The sequence below is a fragment of the Ancylobacter sp. WKF20 genome (assembly GCF_029760895.1).
Taxonomy (GTDB): Bacteria; Pseudomonadota; Alphaproteobacteria; order Rhizobiales; family Xanthobacteraceae; genus Ancylobacter.
In genome coordinates this window covers 1,288,906-1,303,321 of sequence record NZ_CP121679.1, presented here as the reverse complement: position 1 = coordinate 1,303,321, position 14,416 = coordinate 1,288,906, and the positions used below count along the sequence as shown (strand labels likewise).

Genomic DNA, 14,416 nt, shown 5'->3' with positions numbered 1-14,416 from the left:
ATGCCCGGAGGATCGCGGGGCAGACGGAGAAATCTGTCTGCCCACGGGTGGGTTCGAGAAAGCGAAGGGCAGAAAGGCTCAGTTCGCCGTGGGGATCTTGCTCACGTCGTAGACGAACTTGCCGGTCTGCTCGAAATACTTCACGCGCTGGGCATTGCGCTGCTCCATCGCCTGGATGGACTGCTGCTGCTTGTTCAGCTCCTTGGGGTCGTGCTTGGGATCGTATTTCGACCCCTGCACCTGCGCGGGATAGCCGGGCTTGGGCTCCCAGCAATTGCCCGGCGCCTTGCAGTTGGTGCCGTCATAGGCGCTGGCGCCCACCACCATGGCGAGGCCGAAGGCGCCGGCAGCGGCGGCGAGGATGGAGAATTTCACGCTGCGGTCGATGAGGCTCATGTTCCGTCTCCTAGGGTTTCCACCGTTGGCGGCTCGTTTCCACCGTTGAATGCCGGCGTTATCCCGCCGGTCCGCCGCACTGGGGAAGCAGCTCGTCGGCTGGTTCGACATGCGCGGCGTTCTCGTTGAAGGGCTTGAAGGTGCTGCGCTGCTCGGCGGTCAGCCAGGTCGCGCTCTGCGGGTCGCCCTTGTAGACATGCCGGACCCAGGACATGACGAGCAGCATCTCGTTCATGTTCAGCGCGCCATACATCGGGCCCATCTGGCCCTGCGCGCCGCCGAAGATGGTCTCGAACAGGCCCTGGTCGGTCTCGTTCTTCGGGTAGGTCCAGTAGCTGTCGTTCAGCCCCGGTCCGATCTTGCCCTCGGCGTAATGGCCGTGACAGCCCGAGCACATGGACAGGAAAAGCTCATGCGCCTTGGGCAGGCAGACCGCCTTCTCATTGTAGATGTTGGTGCCGGTTGCGAGGAACGTCTTGACCGCCTCGGTGTCGCGGCCCTCCTCGGGGGCTTCGGAAAGCTCGAGGGGAGCGCCGGTGACCGTGTTGGTCAGCATGATGGCGGCATGGGCACCCCAGGCCAGGGTGCCGACGGTAACAAGCGCCGCTGCCGTCTTCAGGAGAGATGTCGTTCGCATCGGACCCTTTCACGGGTGAGTGTCGGGGGCGTCCCGGGCGCCGGGCGGGGCGCGCCGGGACGGCCGGAAGTGGCTCAGCTATTGGGCTTGAGGAGCGGAATGCCTTCCTCAATGAGGATCGCCTCGATCTGCGGGCGCGCGGTATCCAGCGCGGCGTTGAGCTCGTCGCGCAGCGCCGTGTCCGCCTTGCGCACGCCGATCGCCTGGTCGTAATGCATGGGGATGGGCGTGTCGTTCGGGCGGTCGAGATCGTTGGAGATCACCGTCATGCGCAGCGCGGTGGGCGACTGCTTGACGTAGCGCGCGACCTCGGGGGCGAAGGCGATGCCGACATCGGCCTCCCCGCTCGCCACCTCGGTGACGATGCGGTCGCCGGGCACCTGCGTCCACTGGTTGCGGCGCGACTTGAAGTTGACCAGCGAGTACATGTAGGCGGCATTGTCCTCGAAGCGGCCGATGCGCTTCAGCATGGTCTCGGCCGGCGAGTAGAAGCGCACGGCGAACCGGCTCTGGTCCTTGATCTGCTGGTCGTCCCAGGCGGTGGCGGTGATGTTGCGGTCCGCCTTGGTCACCAGCACATAGCCGGTGCGGTAATAGGGCTTGGTGGCGAGCACGCGCTCATCGCCGACATCGACGCCCATGACGACGTCGCAATTGTTTTTGTCGAGCTGGTCGCGCACCAGATAGATGCCCGCCTGCTCGGTGCGCACGAAGACCGGCTTGCGGCCCATGGCCTGTGCCAGCGCCAGGGCGATGCGGTCCTCGAAGCCGGAATTGTCCTTCTCGGAGAACGGTGCCTCGACATTGGAGGCGCAGATGCGCAGTTCCTTTGCGGCCGGTGTCGCCGGCGGCGTGCCCGCCTTGGCGTCGGTCTGCGGGGCGACGGTGGCGGCACCCGCGGCGGTGGCGAGGCCGATGAGGGCAGCGCCGGCGGCGAGAGTGCTGAGCCGGCTTAGTATCGTGCGTCGGGGCGCAATCATAGCGTGTCCTCCGGGGCCGGAGCCGGCGGCGCGGGGCGGCCGGACGGGCTGACGATGTGTCGGGAGAAGGGGCCGCCCGCGTCAGGAGGCGCGCGGGCGGCCGGGCCGTGTCAGGCCGTGGGATCAGCCGCCGTTGCGGATGATCTCGGTCGAGTACTCGCCGACCTTCGGGTCGTCATAGGGGCCCTTGCCGTCGAGCGAGAACACCATCACGCCGCCACCCATCTGGGTGTAGTGCTGGAGCTGCTTGAAGGCGCCCACCGAGCCGAGGCCGGCGGTCGGGTCGTTGAGGTCGAACACCAGGCCGACACCCGGCCAGCCGCCGACGCCGTAATAGATGGCGACGTACTGCGTGCCGTTATGGGTGTAGGTCATCGGGTGGCCGATGACGCCGGAGGGCAGCTTGAACTTCCAGAGCAGCTCGCCGGTGTCGCTGTCGCGGGCCTTGATGAAGCCGTCCAGCGTTCCGTAGAACATCACGCCGCCAGCGGTGGCGAGCGTGCCGCCCCAGGCCGCGAAGCGCTCCATCACTTCCCACTTGTACTTGTTGTTGATGGCGTCATAGGCCTTCACCTGGCCTAGGCCCTCATAGGTCTGCCGGTCGCCCTTCGGCCCCGGATACATGTTCAGCGTCGCGCCGACGAAGAACTGGCCCGCACGGTAGGGAAGCATGAAGGGCTCCCAGTCCATGCAGATGTGGTTGATGCCCATGAAGAACGACTTGCGCTGCGGGTCGTAGCTGTCATGGCCCTGGTTGTGGTAGCCCATGGCCGACGGGCAGATGTCGCGGCCCTTGTGGTCCATGCGCGTGCCGAATTCCGGGTCGCGCTGCGGCAGGCCGGTCTTCAGGTCGACCTGCTTCACCCAGTTGACCGTGTCGTCGATCTTGTCGGCCGAGACGAGGTCGCCATTGGTGCGGTCGAGCGTGTAGACGATGCCGTTGCGGTCCGGGTGGGTCAGCAGCTTGCGCATCTTGCCGGTCTTGTCCTGCTGCTCGGAGAGCATCATGACGTTGACGCCGGCATAGTCCCACTCGTCATGCGGGGTCTTCTGGTAGCCGAACTTCGCGAGGCCGGTGTCGACGTCGCGGCCCCAGATGGTCATGGTCCACTTGTTGTCGCCCGGACGCATGGTCTCGTTCCACGGCGCCGGGTTGCCCGAGCCGTAATAGAACAGGTTCGTGCCGGGGTCGTAGGCGTACCAGCCCCAGTTGGTGCCGCCGCCGATCTTCCACGCCTCGCCTTCCCAGGTCGCCTGGCCGAGGCCCTTCTGGCCGTAATGCGGGTTGGCGCTGTTGAAGTCGTCGGCGAGGCGGACTTCCTCGTCCGGGCCGGTGGCGTAGGCGCGGTACTTCTGTTTGCCGGTCGGGATGTCATAGGCGGTGACATAGCCGCGCACGCCGAGCTCGGCGCCCGAGGAACCGATCAGCACCGTGTCCTTCACCACATAGGGAGCGATGGTGAGCGTCGAGCCGACCTTGATGTCGGAGTTCTCGAGCTTCCAGTACTCTTCGCCGGTGTCGGCCTTCAGCGCGACGACATTGCCGTCGAGCTGGGTCTTGATGATGAGCGGGCCGACCTTGTCATTGCCCGGCCAGTAGGCGAGGCCGCGATTGACGACGTCGCAGCAGGCCACGGCGCGGGCCGTCGGGTTCTGCTTCGGCTTGTGCTGCCACAGGATCTTGCCGGGCTCGTTGAGCGAGACGGCGAAGGTCGTGTTCGGGAACGGCGAGTGAATATACATCACCCCGTCGACGACCAGAGGCGTGCCTTCATGGCCGCTGAGGACGCCGGTGGAGAACGACCAGGCCGCTTTCAGGTCCTTGACGTTCTGCTTGGTGATCTGATTCGCTTCGCTGTAATTGTTGGCGTCGTAGTTCTTGCCGGTCATCGGCCAGTTGTCGGTGCTCTTCGACAGCTCGACGAGCTTGTCGTTGGCGAGCGCCGGCGCGTTTGCCCCCAGGCATACCGTGGCCGCCAAGGCGGCGGCGACGGTGAGCGCGGACACTGAAGAGTGCAGTCGGCTCATGTGACTTCCTCGCGTTTCCTATTCCCAGGCCGCTCCCCATCCCCGGCGTCGCCGGCGGTGGGGATGTCGTGATTTCCTGACCGCCACGCCCATGACCACAGTGTGTGGCGTTGGCGTTTTTCATGAGCGTTGTTGTGGTGGGTGGCAGGAATTCTTATGTTTTGTTTATATTGGCGTGATTTGCAGGATCATTGTTTTCGTGAAGTGAAGCTGTGTCTTTAGGCAGTTTGGAAATTCTCGGCGGGAACTTTTCCATGTGCGCCACGAGCTTTGCTCGAAACTGTGCGGAAGGACGGTGCGGAAGGCTTGCCGCATCGCCTGTAAAGTGATGTCATGCCAGAGCCTTGGTGGTGATAATCGCTGCGTCATCGCGCATCGCGCACCGGTGAAGAAGCCGAAATGGCGCGGACGAAACATCCAGGTGCGGCAGCACTTATAAGAAGTTTATAAGTATAGATGAACGTAAACGCGCCACTCCTTGTCCGGGCCCTGCTCGGCTCCCTGCTCGCCCTGCCGCTCGCCGGCTGTTCGGGCGAGAGCGAGCCGGAGACGCGCGAGCGCGTGGCGACGCCGGCCAGTGACGCGGTGGCCAAGCGGGCCTGGCTCGACCCGGTGGACAAGATCGAGCCGGCGGTCTGGCTCGCATCCCGCGATGCGGGCCGCGATGTCGCTCCCGGCGCGCCCTCGGTGGTCACCTGGCAGACACGGCTCGACGCGGCCGATGCGCGTTTCGGCGAGACCGACCGGATGATCGCCAACCGCGCGGCACAGCTCGAGACGATGCTGGGCGAGATCGGCGTGCGCGAGAGCGCCAGCCAGATCGTCGACGCCTTCATGCCCTTCGCCGAGAAGGGCTCGCGGCGCGGCTTCAGCGACCTATGCCAGCACTATTACAATCTGCGCAAGCAGGGCCTGTCGCAGTCCGACGCGCTGGCGGCGCTGAAGGCCGCCCCCGTGCGGGCGGAACCGGTGGCGCCGGCCGATCCCCCCTCCCCGGCGCCACCCTTGCCGGCATCGCCCTCGCCCACCGGTGAGGTGCGGCCATGAATGCGTTCGCCCCGGACACGTCCCGGTCGGGCGCCGCCGCCTGGGACCGGCGCTCGCTGCGCTGGCAGGTGATGATGGCGGTCGTCGCGATCAATCTGTGCGCGGCGCTCGCGGCGATGGTGGTGACCATCGTCAATGCCCGCCGCGCCACGGAGGTGGAGATCACCTCCTCGCTCACCATCGCCGAGCGTTTCGTCGAGGAGACGCTGGAGCGCCTCGCCGACCGCGAGGGCGGCGCCGCCTCGCTGGCGCAGCTGCCGCTGCATGTGAGTGGGCTGCGCCATGTGCGCATTCATATCGAGGATGCGCAGGGCCGCGTGCTGGATGTCGATCCCGGCGCTCACGCGCCCGCAACGGACGAGGACGGGGACGAGACCGAGGGGGAGGTTCCCGTCTGGTTCGCCGCGCTGGTGCGCGTGGCGCCCGAGGGGCGCGACATGCCCGTGGTGGAGAATGGCGCGGTGGTCGGCCATGTGCGCGTCGTTGGCGAGGCGGCCGACGAGATCGCCGAGGTCTGGCATGACACCTCCGACCTCGCCGTGCTGATGCTGGCGGTGAACATCGTCGTGCTGGTCGCGCTCTATCTCGTACTCGGGCGCCTTCTGGCGCCACTGCGCACACTGGCGGGCGGGCTGAACGCGCTGGGCGAGGGGCGGTTCGGCCATCGCGTGCCGGTGCCGGATGTGCGCGAGCTGGCGCTGATCGCCGAGCGGTTCAACGCGCTGGGCGCGGCGCTCAATCAGGCCCGCGACGACAATGAGCGGCTCAATGAGCGCATCATCAACGTGCAGGACGACGAGCGCCGGCAGATCGCCGCCGATCTGCATGACGAGCTTGGGCCCTGCCTGTTCGGCCTGCGGGCGAACCTCGAATCGGTGCACCGCCTTGCCACCCGCGCCGAGCCGGATCTGGCGACGCGGCTCGGCGAGCGCACGGCCACCATGGCGGAGATCCTCGACCGGGTGCAGCACCTCAACCGCCGCCTGCTGCGCAAGATCCGGCCGATGGCGCTCGGCCATGTGCCGCTCGGCACGGTGATCGGCGGGCTGATCGCCGATTTCGAGCGCCACTCGCCCGGCCACCATTTCCAGCTCGCCATTGAGGGGCTGGCGGAGCGCTACGCCGACAGTGTGGAGCTGACGGTCTATCGCTGCATCCAGGAGGCGGTGACCAATGCGCTGCGCCATGGCGGGGCCGACAGGATTGCGATCACGCTGCACGCGGCCGAGGATGGCCGCATGCTGTTGCTGCGAGTCGAGGATGACGGGGTCGGCATGGCGCCGGACGCCGAGCCCGGCTTCGGGCTGATCGGCATTGGCGAGCGCCTGAGCGCGCTGGGCGGCACCTGGCGCATCGCGCCCCTGTCGCCGCGCGGCACGCGGGTGGAAATGAACGTTCCGGTGCGCGTGGTCGCCGGGGACGAAGCAAGGGTTCTGGCGGGATGACGAGCGTTCTGGTGATCGACGACCACCCCATCGTGCTGCAGGGCTGCCGGCGGTTGCTGGAGGATGCGGGCGTCGAGCGCGTGCTGGAAGCGAGCTCGGTGCTGAGCGGCTACCGTCTGTTCCGCCGCGAGAAGCCCGATGTCGTCATCATCGACCTCGCCTTGCACGGCAACGGCCTGTCGGGCCTCTTGCTGGTGCAGCGGCTGCGCTCGCAAAATCCGCGCACGCCGATCCTCGTCTTCTCCATGCATGGCGACCCGGTGATCGTCAGCCGGGCGCTGGAGGCCGGCGCCACCGGCTATGTGTTGAAGGACACCTCCTCCGGCGCGCTGCTGGAGGCGTTCGAGAAGGTGCGGCGCGGCCAGCCCTATATGAGCCACGACCTCGCCATGCAGATCGCCCTGCTCGGCACGCGCCGCGAGGCGCCGCTTGCCGACATCACGCCGCGCGAATTGCAGACGCTGTCCTTGCTGGCCGAGGGCAAGGATTACAGTCACATCGCCGACGAGCTGGGCATCAGCTACAAGACGGTGGCCAATACCTGCTCGCAGCTCAAGGTGAAGCTCGGGGCGTCGAGCCTGCCGGAGCTGGTGCGCTCCTCCATCCAGTATCTCTCCGCCTCGCCCTATGCCGGGGCACCGCGCCGGGCCAGCTGAGCCTGAAGGCTACTCGTCGAGGATCTCGCGCACCTTGGTGGCGAGCGCCTCGATGTTGAAGGGCTTGGGCAGGAGATGCGTGCCGGCGTCGAGCACGCCATTATGCACGATGGCGTTGCGGGTATAGCCGGTGGTGTAGAGCACCTTCACCCGCGGATAGAGCCGGCGCACCTCGTCCACCAGCTGCCGGCCGGACATGCCGGGCATCACCACATCGGTGAACAGCAGCGTCGGACAGGGGCCGTTCCGGATGATCTCCAGCGCCTCCAGCGGGCCGGGGGCCTCGATCACCGTGTAGCCGATATCGCGCAGCACCTCGCAGGAGAGGTTGCGCACGCGCGCGTCGTCTTCCACCACCAGCACCGTCTCGCCGGGGACGCCGCGCCCGGCCGCGTCGCTCTCGCGCTCGCGCTCCTCCGGCTCGGAGCCGCGCATGCGCGGCAGGTAGATCTTGATGCTCGTGCCGACGCCGAGTTCGGAATAGATGCGCACATGCCCGCCGGACTGGCGCACGAAGCCATAGACCTGGCTGAGCCCGAGGCCGGTGCCCTTGCCCACCGGCTTGGTGGTGAAGAACGGGTCGAAGGCGCGGGCGATGGTCGTCTCGTCCATGCCCATGCCGGTGTCGGTGACCGCGATCAGCACATATTGGCCAACCGTCAGGCCGGAATCGCGGGCGTAGATGTCATCGACATAGGCATTGGTGGTCTCGACCGTGAGCGTGCCGCCCTCCGGCATGGCGTCGCGCGCGTTCACCGCGAGGTTGAGGATGGCGCTTTCCAGCTGCGCCGGATCGACCTTGGTGCGCCACAGCCCGGCGCCGATGACCGTCTCGACGCGGATGGTCTCGCCGAGCGTGCGGATGAGCAGGTCGCTCATGCCGGTGACGAGGCGATTGACCTCGACGGGCTTGGGCGAGAGCGGCTGCTGGCGGGAGAAGGCGAGCAGGCGCTGGGTCAGTGTCGCCGCGCGCTGGGCGCCGTCGAGCGCGGCATCGACGAAGCGGCCGACATCGGTGTCGCCCTTGGCGAGCTTGCGCTGCATCAGGCCGAGGCCGCTGATGATGACGGCCAGCATGTTGTTGAAATCATGCGCGATGCCGCCGGTGAGCTGGCCGACCGCTTCCATCTTCTGCGCCTGGCGCAGGCGCTCCTCGGCCTTGGAGCGTTCCTCCACCTCCTCCATCACCCGCCGCTCCAGCGTGGTGTTGAGCGCCTGGAGTTCGGCCTCGACGCGTTTGCGATGGGTGATGTCGATGACCGTGCCCATGAAGCGCAGCGGGTGGTCCTCGATCTGCAGGCGGCTGCCGGTGGCGGCGAGCCAGCGTTCCTTGCCGTCCGTGAGGCCAATGGTGCGGAACTCGATATTGTAGTCGGCGCCCTCGGTCAGCGCGCGTTCGACCGCTGCCGCCGCCCGCTCGCGGTCCTCCGGGTGCAGGCCGGCGAGGAAGGCGCCGGCATAGGAGACGTCGGCGTCCGCCGGCAGGCCGAACAGCTCCTTGCAACGCGCGTCCCAGCGCAGGAGGTCGGCATCCGGCTGGTAGTCCCAGGTGCCGATGGCCGCGGCGGTTATGGCAAGGCGTGCCCGCTCGGCTTCCTCGCGCGCCCGCTCCTCGGCCCGCACGCGCTCGATATGCGCCCAGCTCCGCTCGGACACTTCGGAGAACAGGATGATCTCGCCCGGCGTCCAGTCGTGGGGCGCGCTGTGATTCACCGACATCATGGCGGTGAGCGCGCCGTCCTTCACCAGCGGCATGGAGGCGCTGGCGACGATACCGAACTCCTTCAGCACGCGGGCGGTCTCGCGATTGTCCTCGGTGGCGGCGTCGCGGACGATGGCCGGCCGGCCCGCTAGCAGCTCTCTCGCGATGCGCGGCCCGATGCTCGACAGCCGGTAGCGCCCGACTACGCTCTGCGCCCCCGGCGCGGTCCATTCGCCGCGCACGGTGACACCGTCGGCATCGGGATCGACATCGGCATAGGAACAGCTCACAGCGCCGAGACGCTCGCCGAGGCGGCGGGCGGCGATGGCCATGATGGCGTTGGCGTCCGAGATCGTCGCCATTTCACGGCCGACCGAATCGAGGAAGCCCAGCCGCGCCTCGTTCTCGCGCAGCTGCTGCTCGGCGCGCACGCGGTCGGTGGTCTCGTTGACGATGCAGATCAGGCCGACAATGCGGCCATCGCCTTCGCGAATGGGCGAATAGGCGATGTCGAAATTCACATCCTCCAGATAGCCATGGCGCTCGATGACGAAGGGCCGGTCGCGTGCATAGACCGGCTCGCCAGTGTGCCAGACCTTGTCGAGCAGCGGCTTGAGATCGTCCCACAGTTCCGACCAGCTCTCCGACGCCGGACGCCCGAAAGCGCGCGGGTGCTTGGTGCCGATGGTCGGGGCGTAGGGGTCATTATAGAGCGCGAGATAGTCCGGGCCCCAGAACACGACGATCTGGATGGGCGAGCCCATCATCATGTCGAACATGCGGGCCAGCAGGGGTGGCCAGTGCCGCGCCGGACCGAGCGGGGCATCCGAGGCTTCGAGGGCCGCGACGACTTCGGCGACACTCGGCACGCTCGCACTGTTCATGAAATCCCCATCGCCCGACCGCACGTTCTTTTTGATCCGACGCGGCCGCGCGGGATCGGAGTTGCCAGCGCCGCCGAGCGAACGGCAGCGAAGTACCTTCGCAGAACGACCAAGCGTAGCGGCCGGTTCCTTGGCACGCGAATTATATTTCCGTGTCGTCCGTGGGTTGCCGGAGGCGGTTGATGTGAACCCGATCCAGCCTGCCCCTAGGAAATCGGCCTTGGACCATTCCCAAACGGATGGCCTGCGGTACACTCGCCCGAGATCGTGGAGGGACACCATTGTGAGATCGCCGATCACCGGGCTCGCCCCGCGCTATGCCGCGGGTCTGGCCGTGAGCCTTGCCCTTCTGGCGGCGGGTCCGGCCTTTGCCCAGTCGGACACGACGCTGCCGCCGCTCAACCCGCCTGGCCCATCCGACACCCTGTCGGCTCCGATGCCCGATTCGCTGGGGCAGCCGACGGACGAGCCGGCGCCGATGACCGGTGAACTGGTGCCGCTGCCGACCGCACCGCCCGCCGACCCGGCGGCCGCCGCCAAGCTGCCGGATTGCGCCCCGCCGGCCTGTGGCACGCCGCAGATCATGGCACCCTGAGCGGTTCCGCCCCTTGCATGGGGTTGCATGGTCACGATCATGGCCCTAGGGCCATGCTATCAAGGTACCGTTGTTACGCCCCAACATAAGAAGTTCCGATGCACCGTTTGTCCCTCCGTGTTGCCCTCGCCGCCCTTCTGTTCACCGCGTCTCCGCTTCTGGCACAGACGGCGCCGAAGCCTGCCGCACCCGCGGCCAATGCCGCGCCTGCCGCCCCTGCCGCCCCTGCCGCCGCGCCTAAGGCGGACGCTCCAAAGGCCGACGCGACGCTGCCGGGCGGCGCGTCCTCCTTGCGCGAGAGCTTCGATGACTGGACGGTGAATTGCGCCCTGCCGAATGGCCGGCGCGTCTGCGTACTCTCGCAGGTGCAGGTCGACCAGCAGAGCAAGCAGCGGGCGCTGGCCATCGAGGTGGGCAGCGTCGATGCCAAGGGGCTCGGCGGCATCATGGCCCTGCCCTTCGGCCTGGCTCTGGCGCCCGGCGTGACGGTGCAGATCGACGATGGCGCGCCGCTGCCGGCCCTGCCCTTCCAGGTCTGCCTGCCGGCGGGCTGCATCGTGCAGTTCCGCTTCGAGGGCGACACGCTCGCCAAGCTGAAGACCGGCAAGCAGGTGAAGATCAACGCCAAGGCGTTCGAGGGTGGGCAGGCCATCGTGCTCACCGTCTCGCTCAACGGCTTCGCCACCGGGCTGACGCGGCTCCAGTCGCTGCTCTGAGCCTTCCGGCACGGCCGATAAAAAACCCCGCTCACCGGGCTGGTGAGCGGGGTTTTCTTTTGGGCTCAGCGCGGCAGCCGGAGCTGCCGCACATCAGGCCCGGTTCAGGCCGCCAGATCGAAGCGGTCGGCGTTCATCACCTTGGTCCAGGCGGCGACGAAGTCCTTGACGAACTTCTCGCCGGCATCGTCCTGCGCATAGAGCTCGGCATAGGCGCGCAGGATGGAGTTGGAGCCGAACACCAGATCGACGCGGGTGGCGGTCCACTTGAGCGCGCCGGTCTTGCGGTCGCGCAGCTCGTAGATGCCGTTGCCGGCATTGGTCCAGCTATTGGCCATGTCGGTCAGGTTGACGAAGAAGTCGTTCGTCAGCGCGCCCTCGCGGCTGGTGAACACGCCGTGCTTGGAGCCGCCATAATTGGCGCCGAGCACGCGCAGGCCACCGAGTAGCACGGTCAGCTCCGGGGCGGTGAGGCCCTGAAGCTGGGCGCGGTCGAGCAGCAGCTCTTCCGGCGAGACCACATAATCCTTCTTCTGCCAGTTGCGGAAACCGTCATGGATCGGCTCCAGCACGTTGAAGGAGTCGGCGTCGGTCTGGGCGTCGGTGGCATCGCCCCGGCCGGGAGCGAAGGGCACGGAGACATCCACGCCCGCCGCCTTGGCGGCCAGTTCGATGCCGACATTGCCGGCCAGCACGATGACGTCCGCGACGCTCGCGCCGGTCTCGGCGGCGATCGGCTCCAGCACCGCCAGCACCTTGGCGAGGCGGGCCGGCTCATTGCCTTCCCAGTCCTTCTGCGGGGCGAGGCGGATGCGCGCGCCATTGGCGCCGCCGCGCATGTCCGAGCCGCGATAGGTACGGGCGCTGTCCCAGGCGGTGGCGACCAGTTCCGGGATGGAGAGGCCGGCATTGATGATCTTCGCCTTGACGGCGGTCACATCATAGTCGGTGGCGCCGGCGGGGACCGGATCCTGCCAGATCAGCTCTTCCTTCGGCACGTCCGGGCCGATGTAGCGGACCTTCGGGCCCATGTCGCGATGGGTCAGCTTGAACCAGGCGCGGGCGAAGGTGTCCTTGAAATACTCCGGGTCCGCCATGAACTTCTGGCAGATCGCGTTGTAGACGGGATCGACCTTCATCGCCATGTCGGCGTCGGTCATCATCGGGTTGTGGCGGATCGAGGGATCGGTCGCGTCGACCGGCTTGTCCTCTTCCTTGATGTCGATCGGCTCCCACTGCCAGGCGCCGGCCGGGCTCTTGCGCAGCTCCCACTCATGGCCGAACAGCATTTCGAAGAAGCCCATGTCGAACTGCGTCGGGTGCGTGGTCCAGGCGCCTTCGAGGCCGGAGGTGACGGCGCGGTTGGCGGCGCCGTTCTGGTGCGGGTTCGCCCACCCCATGCCCTGATCGGTGATGTCCGCGCCTTCCGGGCTCGGGCCGAGCAGCTTGGCGTCGCCATTGCCGTGGGTCTTGCCGACGGTGTGGCCACCGGCGGTGAGCGCGGCGGTCTCTTCGTCATTCATCGCCATGCGGGCGAAGGTCTCGCGCACCTGCGCGGCGGTCTTCAGCGGGTCCGGCTTGCCGTTCACGCCTTCCGGGTTGACGTAGATGAGGCCCATCTGCACGGCGGCAAGCGGGTTCTCCAGCGTCGAGGGCTCGGACACATCGGCATAGCGCTCGTCGCTCGGGGCGAGCCATTCCTTCTCGGCGCCCCAGTAGACGTCCTTCTCGGGGTGCCAGATGTCCTCGCGGCCGAAGCCGAAGCCGAAGGTCTTCAGGCCCATCGACTCATAGGCGATGGTGCCGGCATAGGCGAGCAGGTCCGCCCAGCTGATCTTGTTGCCGTACTTCTTCTTGATCGGCCACAGCAGGCGGCGGGCCTTGTCGAGGCTGGCATTGTCCGGCCAGGAATTAAGCGGGGCGAAGCGGATATTGCCGGTGCCGGCGCCGCCACGGCCATCGGCCAGGCGATACGAACCGGCCGCGTGCCAGGACAGGCGGATCATCAGGCCGCCATAATGGCCCCAATCCGCCGGCCACCACTCCTGACTCTCGGTCATGAGGGCGATCATGTCCTTCTTCAGCGCGTCGAAATCCAGCGACTTCAGCTCCTCGCGGTAGTTAAAGTCCTTGCCGAGCGGGTTGGTCTTGGTGTCGTGCTGCGAGAGGATGTCGAGGTTGAGCGAGGTCGGCCACCAATCGGTGTTGGACCTGCCGGTCTCGGTGATCGCGCCATGCATCACCGGGCACTTGCCCGCCGGCCGCTTCGTGATGTCGTCCATTCTCGCCTCCGAATTCCCAAATCGTCCCGCCGCCCGCACTGGAATTAGTCCAATGCGCGCCTGATGGCAGGGTCTTACCGCGTCTCTCTGATAATGAAAATTTGCATTTTCTAATTGCCACGATATGTACCACTTATGAGTAACATCTCGATGAAGCATCTGCGCTATTTCGAGGCGCTGGCGCAGCACGGCCATTTCGGCCGCGCGGCGGAGGCCTGCTCCATCTCCCAGCCGGCGCTGTCGCTACAGATCAAGGAGCTGGAGGAGATCCTCGGCGTGCCGCTGGTCGAGCGCGGCATGCGGCAGATCCGCCTCACCAGCCTCGGCACCGAATTCGCCCGCCGCGCCCGCTCCATCCTGCGGGCGGTGGAGGAACTGGACGACCTCGCCCGCGCCTCGCTGAGCCCCCTCGCTGGCCGGCTGCGCATCGGCGTCATCCCGACCGTCGCGCCCTATCTGTTGCCGCGCCTGCTCACCCGCATCAGCGCCCGCTTTCCTGGGCTCGACCTGCGCCCGCGCGAGGCGGTGACGCAGCGGCTGGTGGAGGATCTCCTGGAGGGCCGGCTCGATACCGCCATCGTCGCCCTGCCCGTCTCCGAGCCGTCGCTCGTCGAGGTGCCGCTGCTGGAGGAGGAGTTCGTGCTGGTGCGCCCGCGTGCGGATGCCGACAAGCCGGTGCCGAATTCCGAGATGCTGCGCGAGATGCAGCTCCTGCTGCTGGAAGAGGGCCATTGTTTCCGCGAGCAGGCGCTCTCCTACTGCAATTTCTCGCCGAGCCAGCCCCGAGAGCTGATGGAGGGCAGCTCGCTCACCACGCTGGTGCAGATGGTCGGCGCCGGCATCGGGGTGACGCTGATCCCGCAAATGGCGGTGCGGATCGAGACCGCGCAGGCGCAGGTCTGCGTCGCCCGGCTGACCCCGCCGCCGGCGCGGGTGATCGGCATGGTCTGGCGCCGCACCAACCCGCTGGCCGAACAGTTCGAGCTTCTCGCCGGCATGGTGCGCGAGGCCGGCGAGGCGCAGGCGGCCGCCTAGACCTCGAGGTGAA

Annotated in this window: 12 protein-coding genes; 6 read left to right on the top strand and 6 right to left on the bottom strand. The window is 67.2% G+C overall.

From position 1 onward, the window contains the following. Positions 1 to 78: 78 nt before the first annotated feature. From AncyloWKF20_RS05975 to AncyloWKF20_RS05960, 4 genes are all read right to left on the bottom strand, one after another. Positions 79 to 396: a methanol dehydrogenase [cytochrome c] subunit gene (locus AncyloWKF20_RS05975; protein WP_267582329.1), complete on the bottom strand. Its 318-nt coding sequence runs from the start codon at positions 394 to 396 to the stop codon at positions 79 to 81. Between the two features lie 58 nt (positions 397 to 454). Next, positions 455 to 1,033 carry a cytochrome c(L), periplasmic gene (gene moxG / locus AncyloWKF20_RS05970; RefSeq protein ID WP_279316981.1) on the bottom strand — a complete coding sequence of 193 codons (579 nt, stop codon included), beginning with the start codon at positions 1,031 to 1,033 and terminating at the stop codon, positions 455 to 457. Positions 1,034 to 1,107: 74 nt separating this feature from the next. Beyond that, complete coding sequence (gene moxJ, locus AncyloWKF20_RS05965; RefSeq protein ID WP_279316980.1) at positions 1,108 to 2,013, bottom strand: methanol oxidation system protein MoxJ; 906 nt, start codon at positions 2,011 to 2,013, stop codon at positions 1,108 to 1,110. A gap of 123 nt (positions 2,014 to 2,136) precedes the next feature. Next, on the bottom strand, positions 2,137 to 4,041 hold the full coding sequence (locus tag AncyloWKF20_RS05960) for a methanol/ethanol family PQQ-dependent dehydrogenase (RefSeq protein WP_279316979.1): 1,905 nt from the start codon (positions 4,039 to 4,041) through the stop codon (positions 2,137 to 2,139). A gap of 456 nt (positions 4,042 to 4,497) precedes the next feature. On the opposite strand from AncyloWKF20_RS05960, the gene AncyloWKF20_RS05955 reads away from it, so the two are divergent. Genes AncyloWKF20_RS05955 through AncyloWKF20_RS05945 form a run of 3 tightly spaced genes read left to right on the top strand, consistent with a single transcriptional unit; the run spans position 4,498 to position 7,189 of the window. Then, on the top strand, positions 4,498 to 5,088 hold the full coding sequence (locus AncyloWKF20_RS05955; protein WP_279316978.1) for a hypothetical protein: 591 nt from the start codon (positions 4,498 to 4,500) through the stop codon (positions 5,086 to 5,088). Then, positions 5,085 to 6,533: an ATP-binding protein gene (locus tag AncyloWKF20_RS05950; RefSeq protein ID WP_279316977.1), complete on the top strand. Its 1,449-nt coding sequence runs from the start codon at positions 5,085 to 5,087 to the stop codon at positions 6,531 to 6,533. The genes AncyloWKF20_RS05955 and AncyloWKF20_RS05950 overlap by 4 nt, the downstream gene beginning before the upstream one ends. Then, positions 6,530 to 7,189, top strand: coding sequence for a response regulator transcription factor (locus tag AncyloWKF20_RS05945; RefSeq protein WP_279316976.1), 660 nt, complete (start codon positions 6,530 to 6,532; stop codon positions 7,187 to 7,189). The genes AncyloWKF20_RS05950 and AncyloWKF20_RS05945 overlap by 4 nt, the downstream gene beginning before the upstream one ends. Before the next feature lie 9 nt (positions 7,190 to 7,198). On the opposite strand, the gene AncyloWKF20_RS05940 is transcribed toward AncyloWKF20_RS05945, so the two are convergent. Next, positions 7,199 to 9,775 carry an ATP-binding protein gene (locus AncyloWKF20_RS05940; RefSeq protein ID WP_279316975.1) on the bottom strand — a complete coding sequence of 859 codons (2,577 nt, stop codon included), beginning with the start codon at positions 9,773 to 9,775 and terminating at the stop codon, positions 7,199 to 7,201. A 283-nt stretch (positions 9,776 to 10,058) separates the two neighbouring features. Between AncyloWKF20_RS05940 and AncyloWKF20_RS05935 the strand changes: the two genes are divergently transcribed. Further along, a complete protein-coding gene (locus tag AncyloWKF20_RS05935) occupies positions 10,059 to 10,370 on the top strand; it encodes a hypothetical protein (protein WP_279316974.1) in 312 nt (103 codons plus the stop codon). Between the two features lie 98 nt (positions 10,371 to 10,468). Beyond that, complete coding sequence (locus AncyloWKF20_RS05930) at positions 10,469 to 11,086, top strand: invasion associated locus B family protein (protein WP_279316973.1); 618 nt, start codon at positions 10,469 to 10,471, stop codon at positions 11,084 to 11,086. A 104-nt stretch (positions 11,087 to 11,190) separates the two neighbouring features. On the opposite strand, the gene katG is transcribed toward AncyloWKF20_RS05930, so the two are convergent. Next, the gene (gene katG, locus AncyloWKF20_RS05925) at positions 11,191 to 13,368 is read right to left on the bottom strand and encodes a catalase/peroxidase HPI (RefSeq protein ID WP_279316972.1); all 2,178 of its coding nucleotides are present in this window, start codon (positions 13,366 to 13,368) and stop codon (positions 11,191 to 11,193) included. Positions 13,369 to 13,503: 135 nt separating this feature from the next. Between katG and AncyloWKF20_RS05920 the strand changes: the two genes are divergently transcribed. Beyond that, entirely contained in the window at positions 13,504 to 14,403 is a 900-nt protein-coding gene (locus AncyloWKF20_RS05920; RefSeq protein WP_279316971.1) for a hydrogen peroxide-inducible genes activator, read from the top strand. The last annotated feature ends 13 nt before the right edge of the window (positions 14,404 to 14,416 follow it).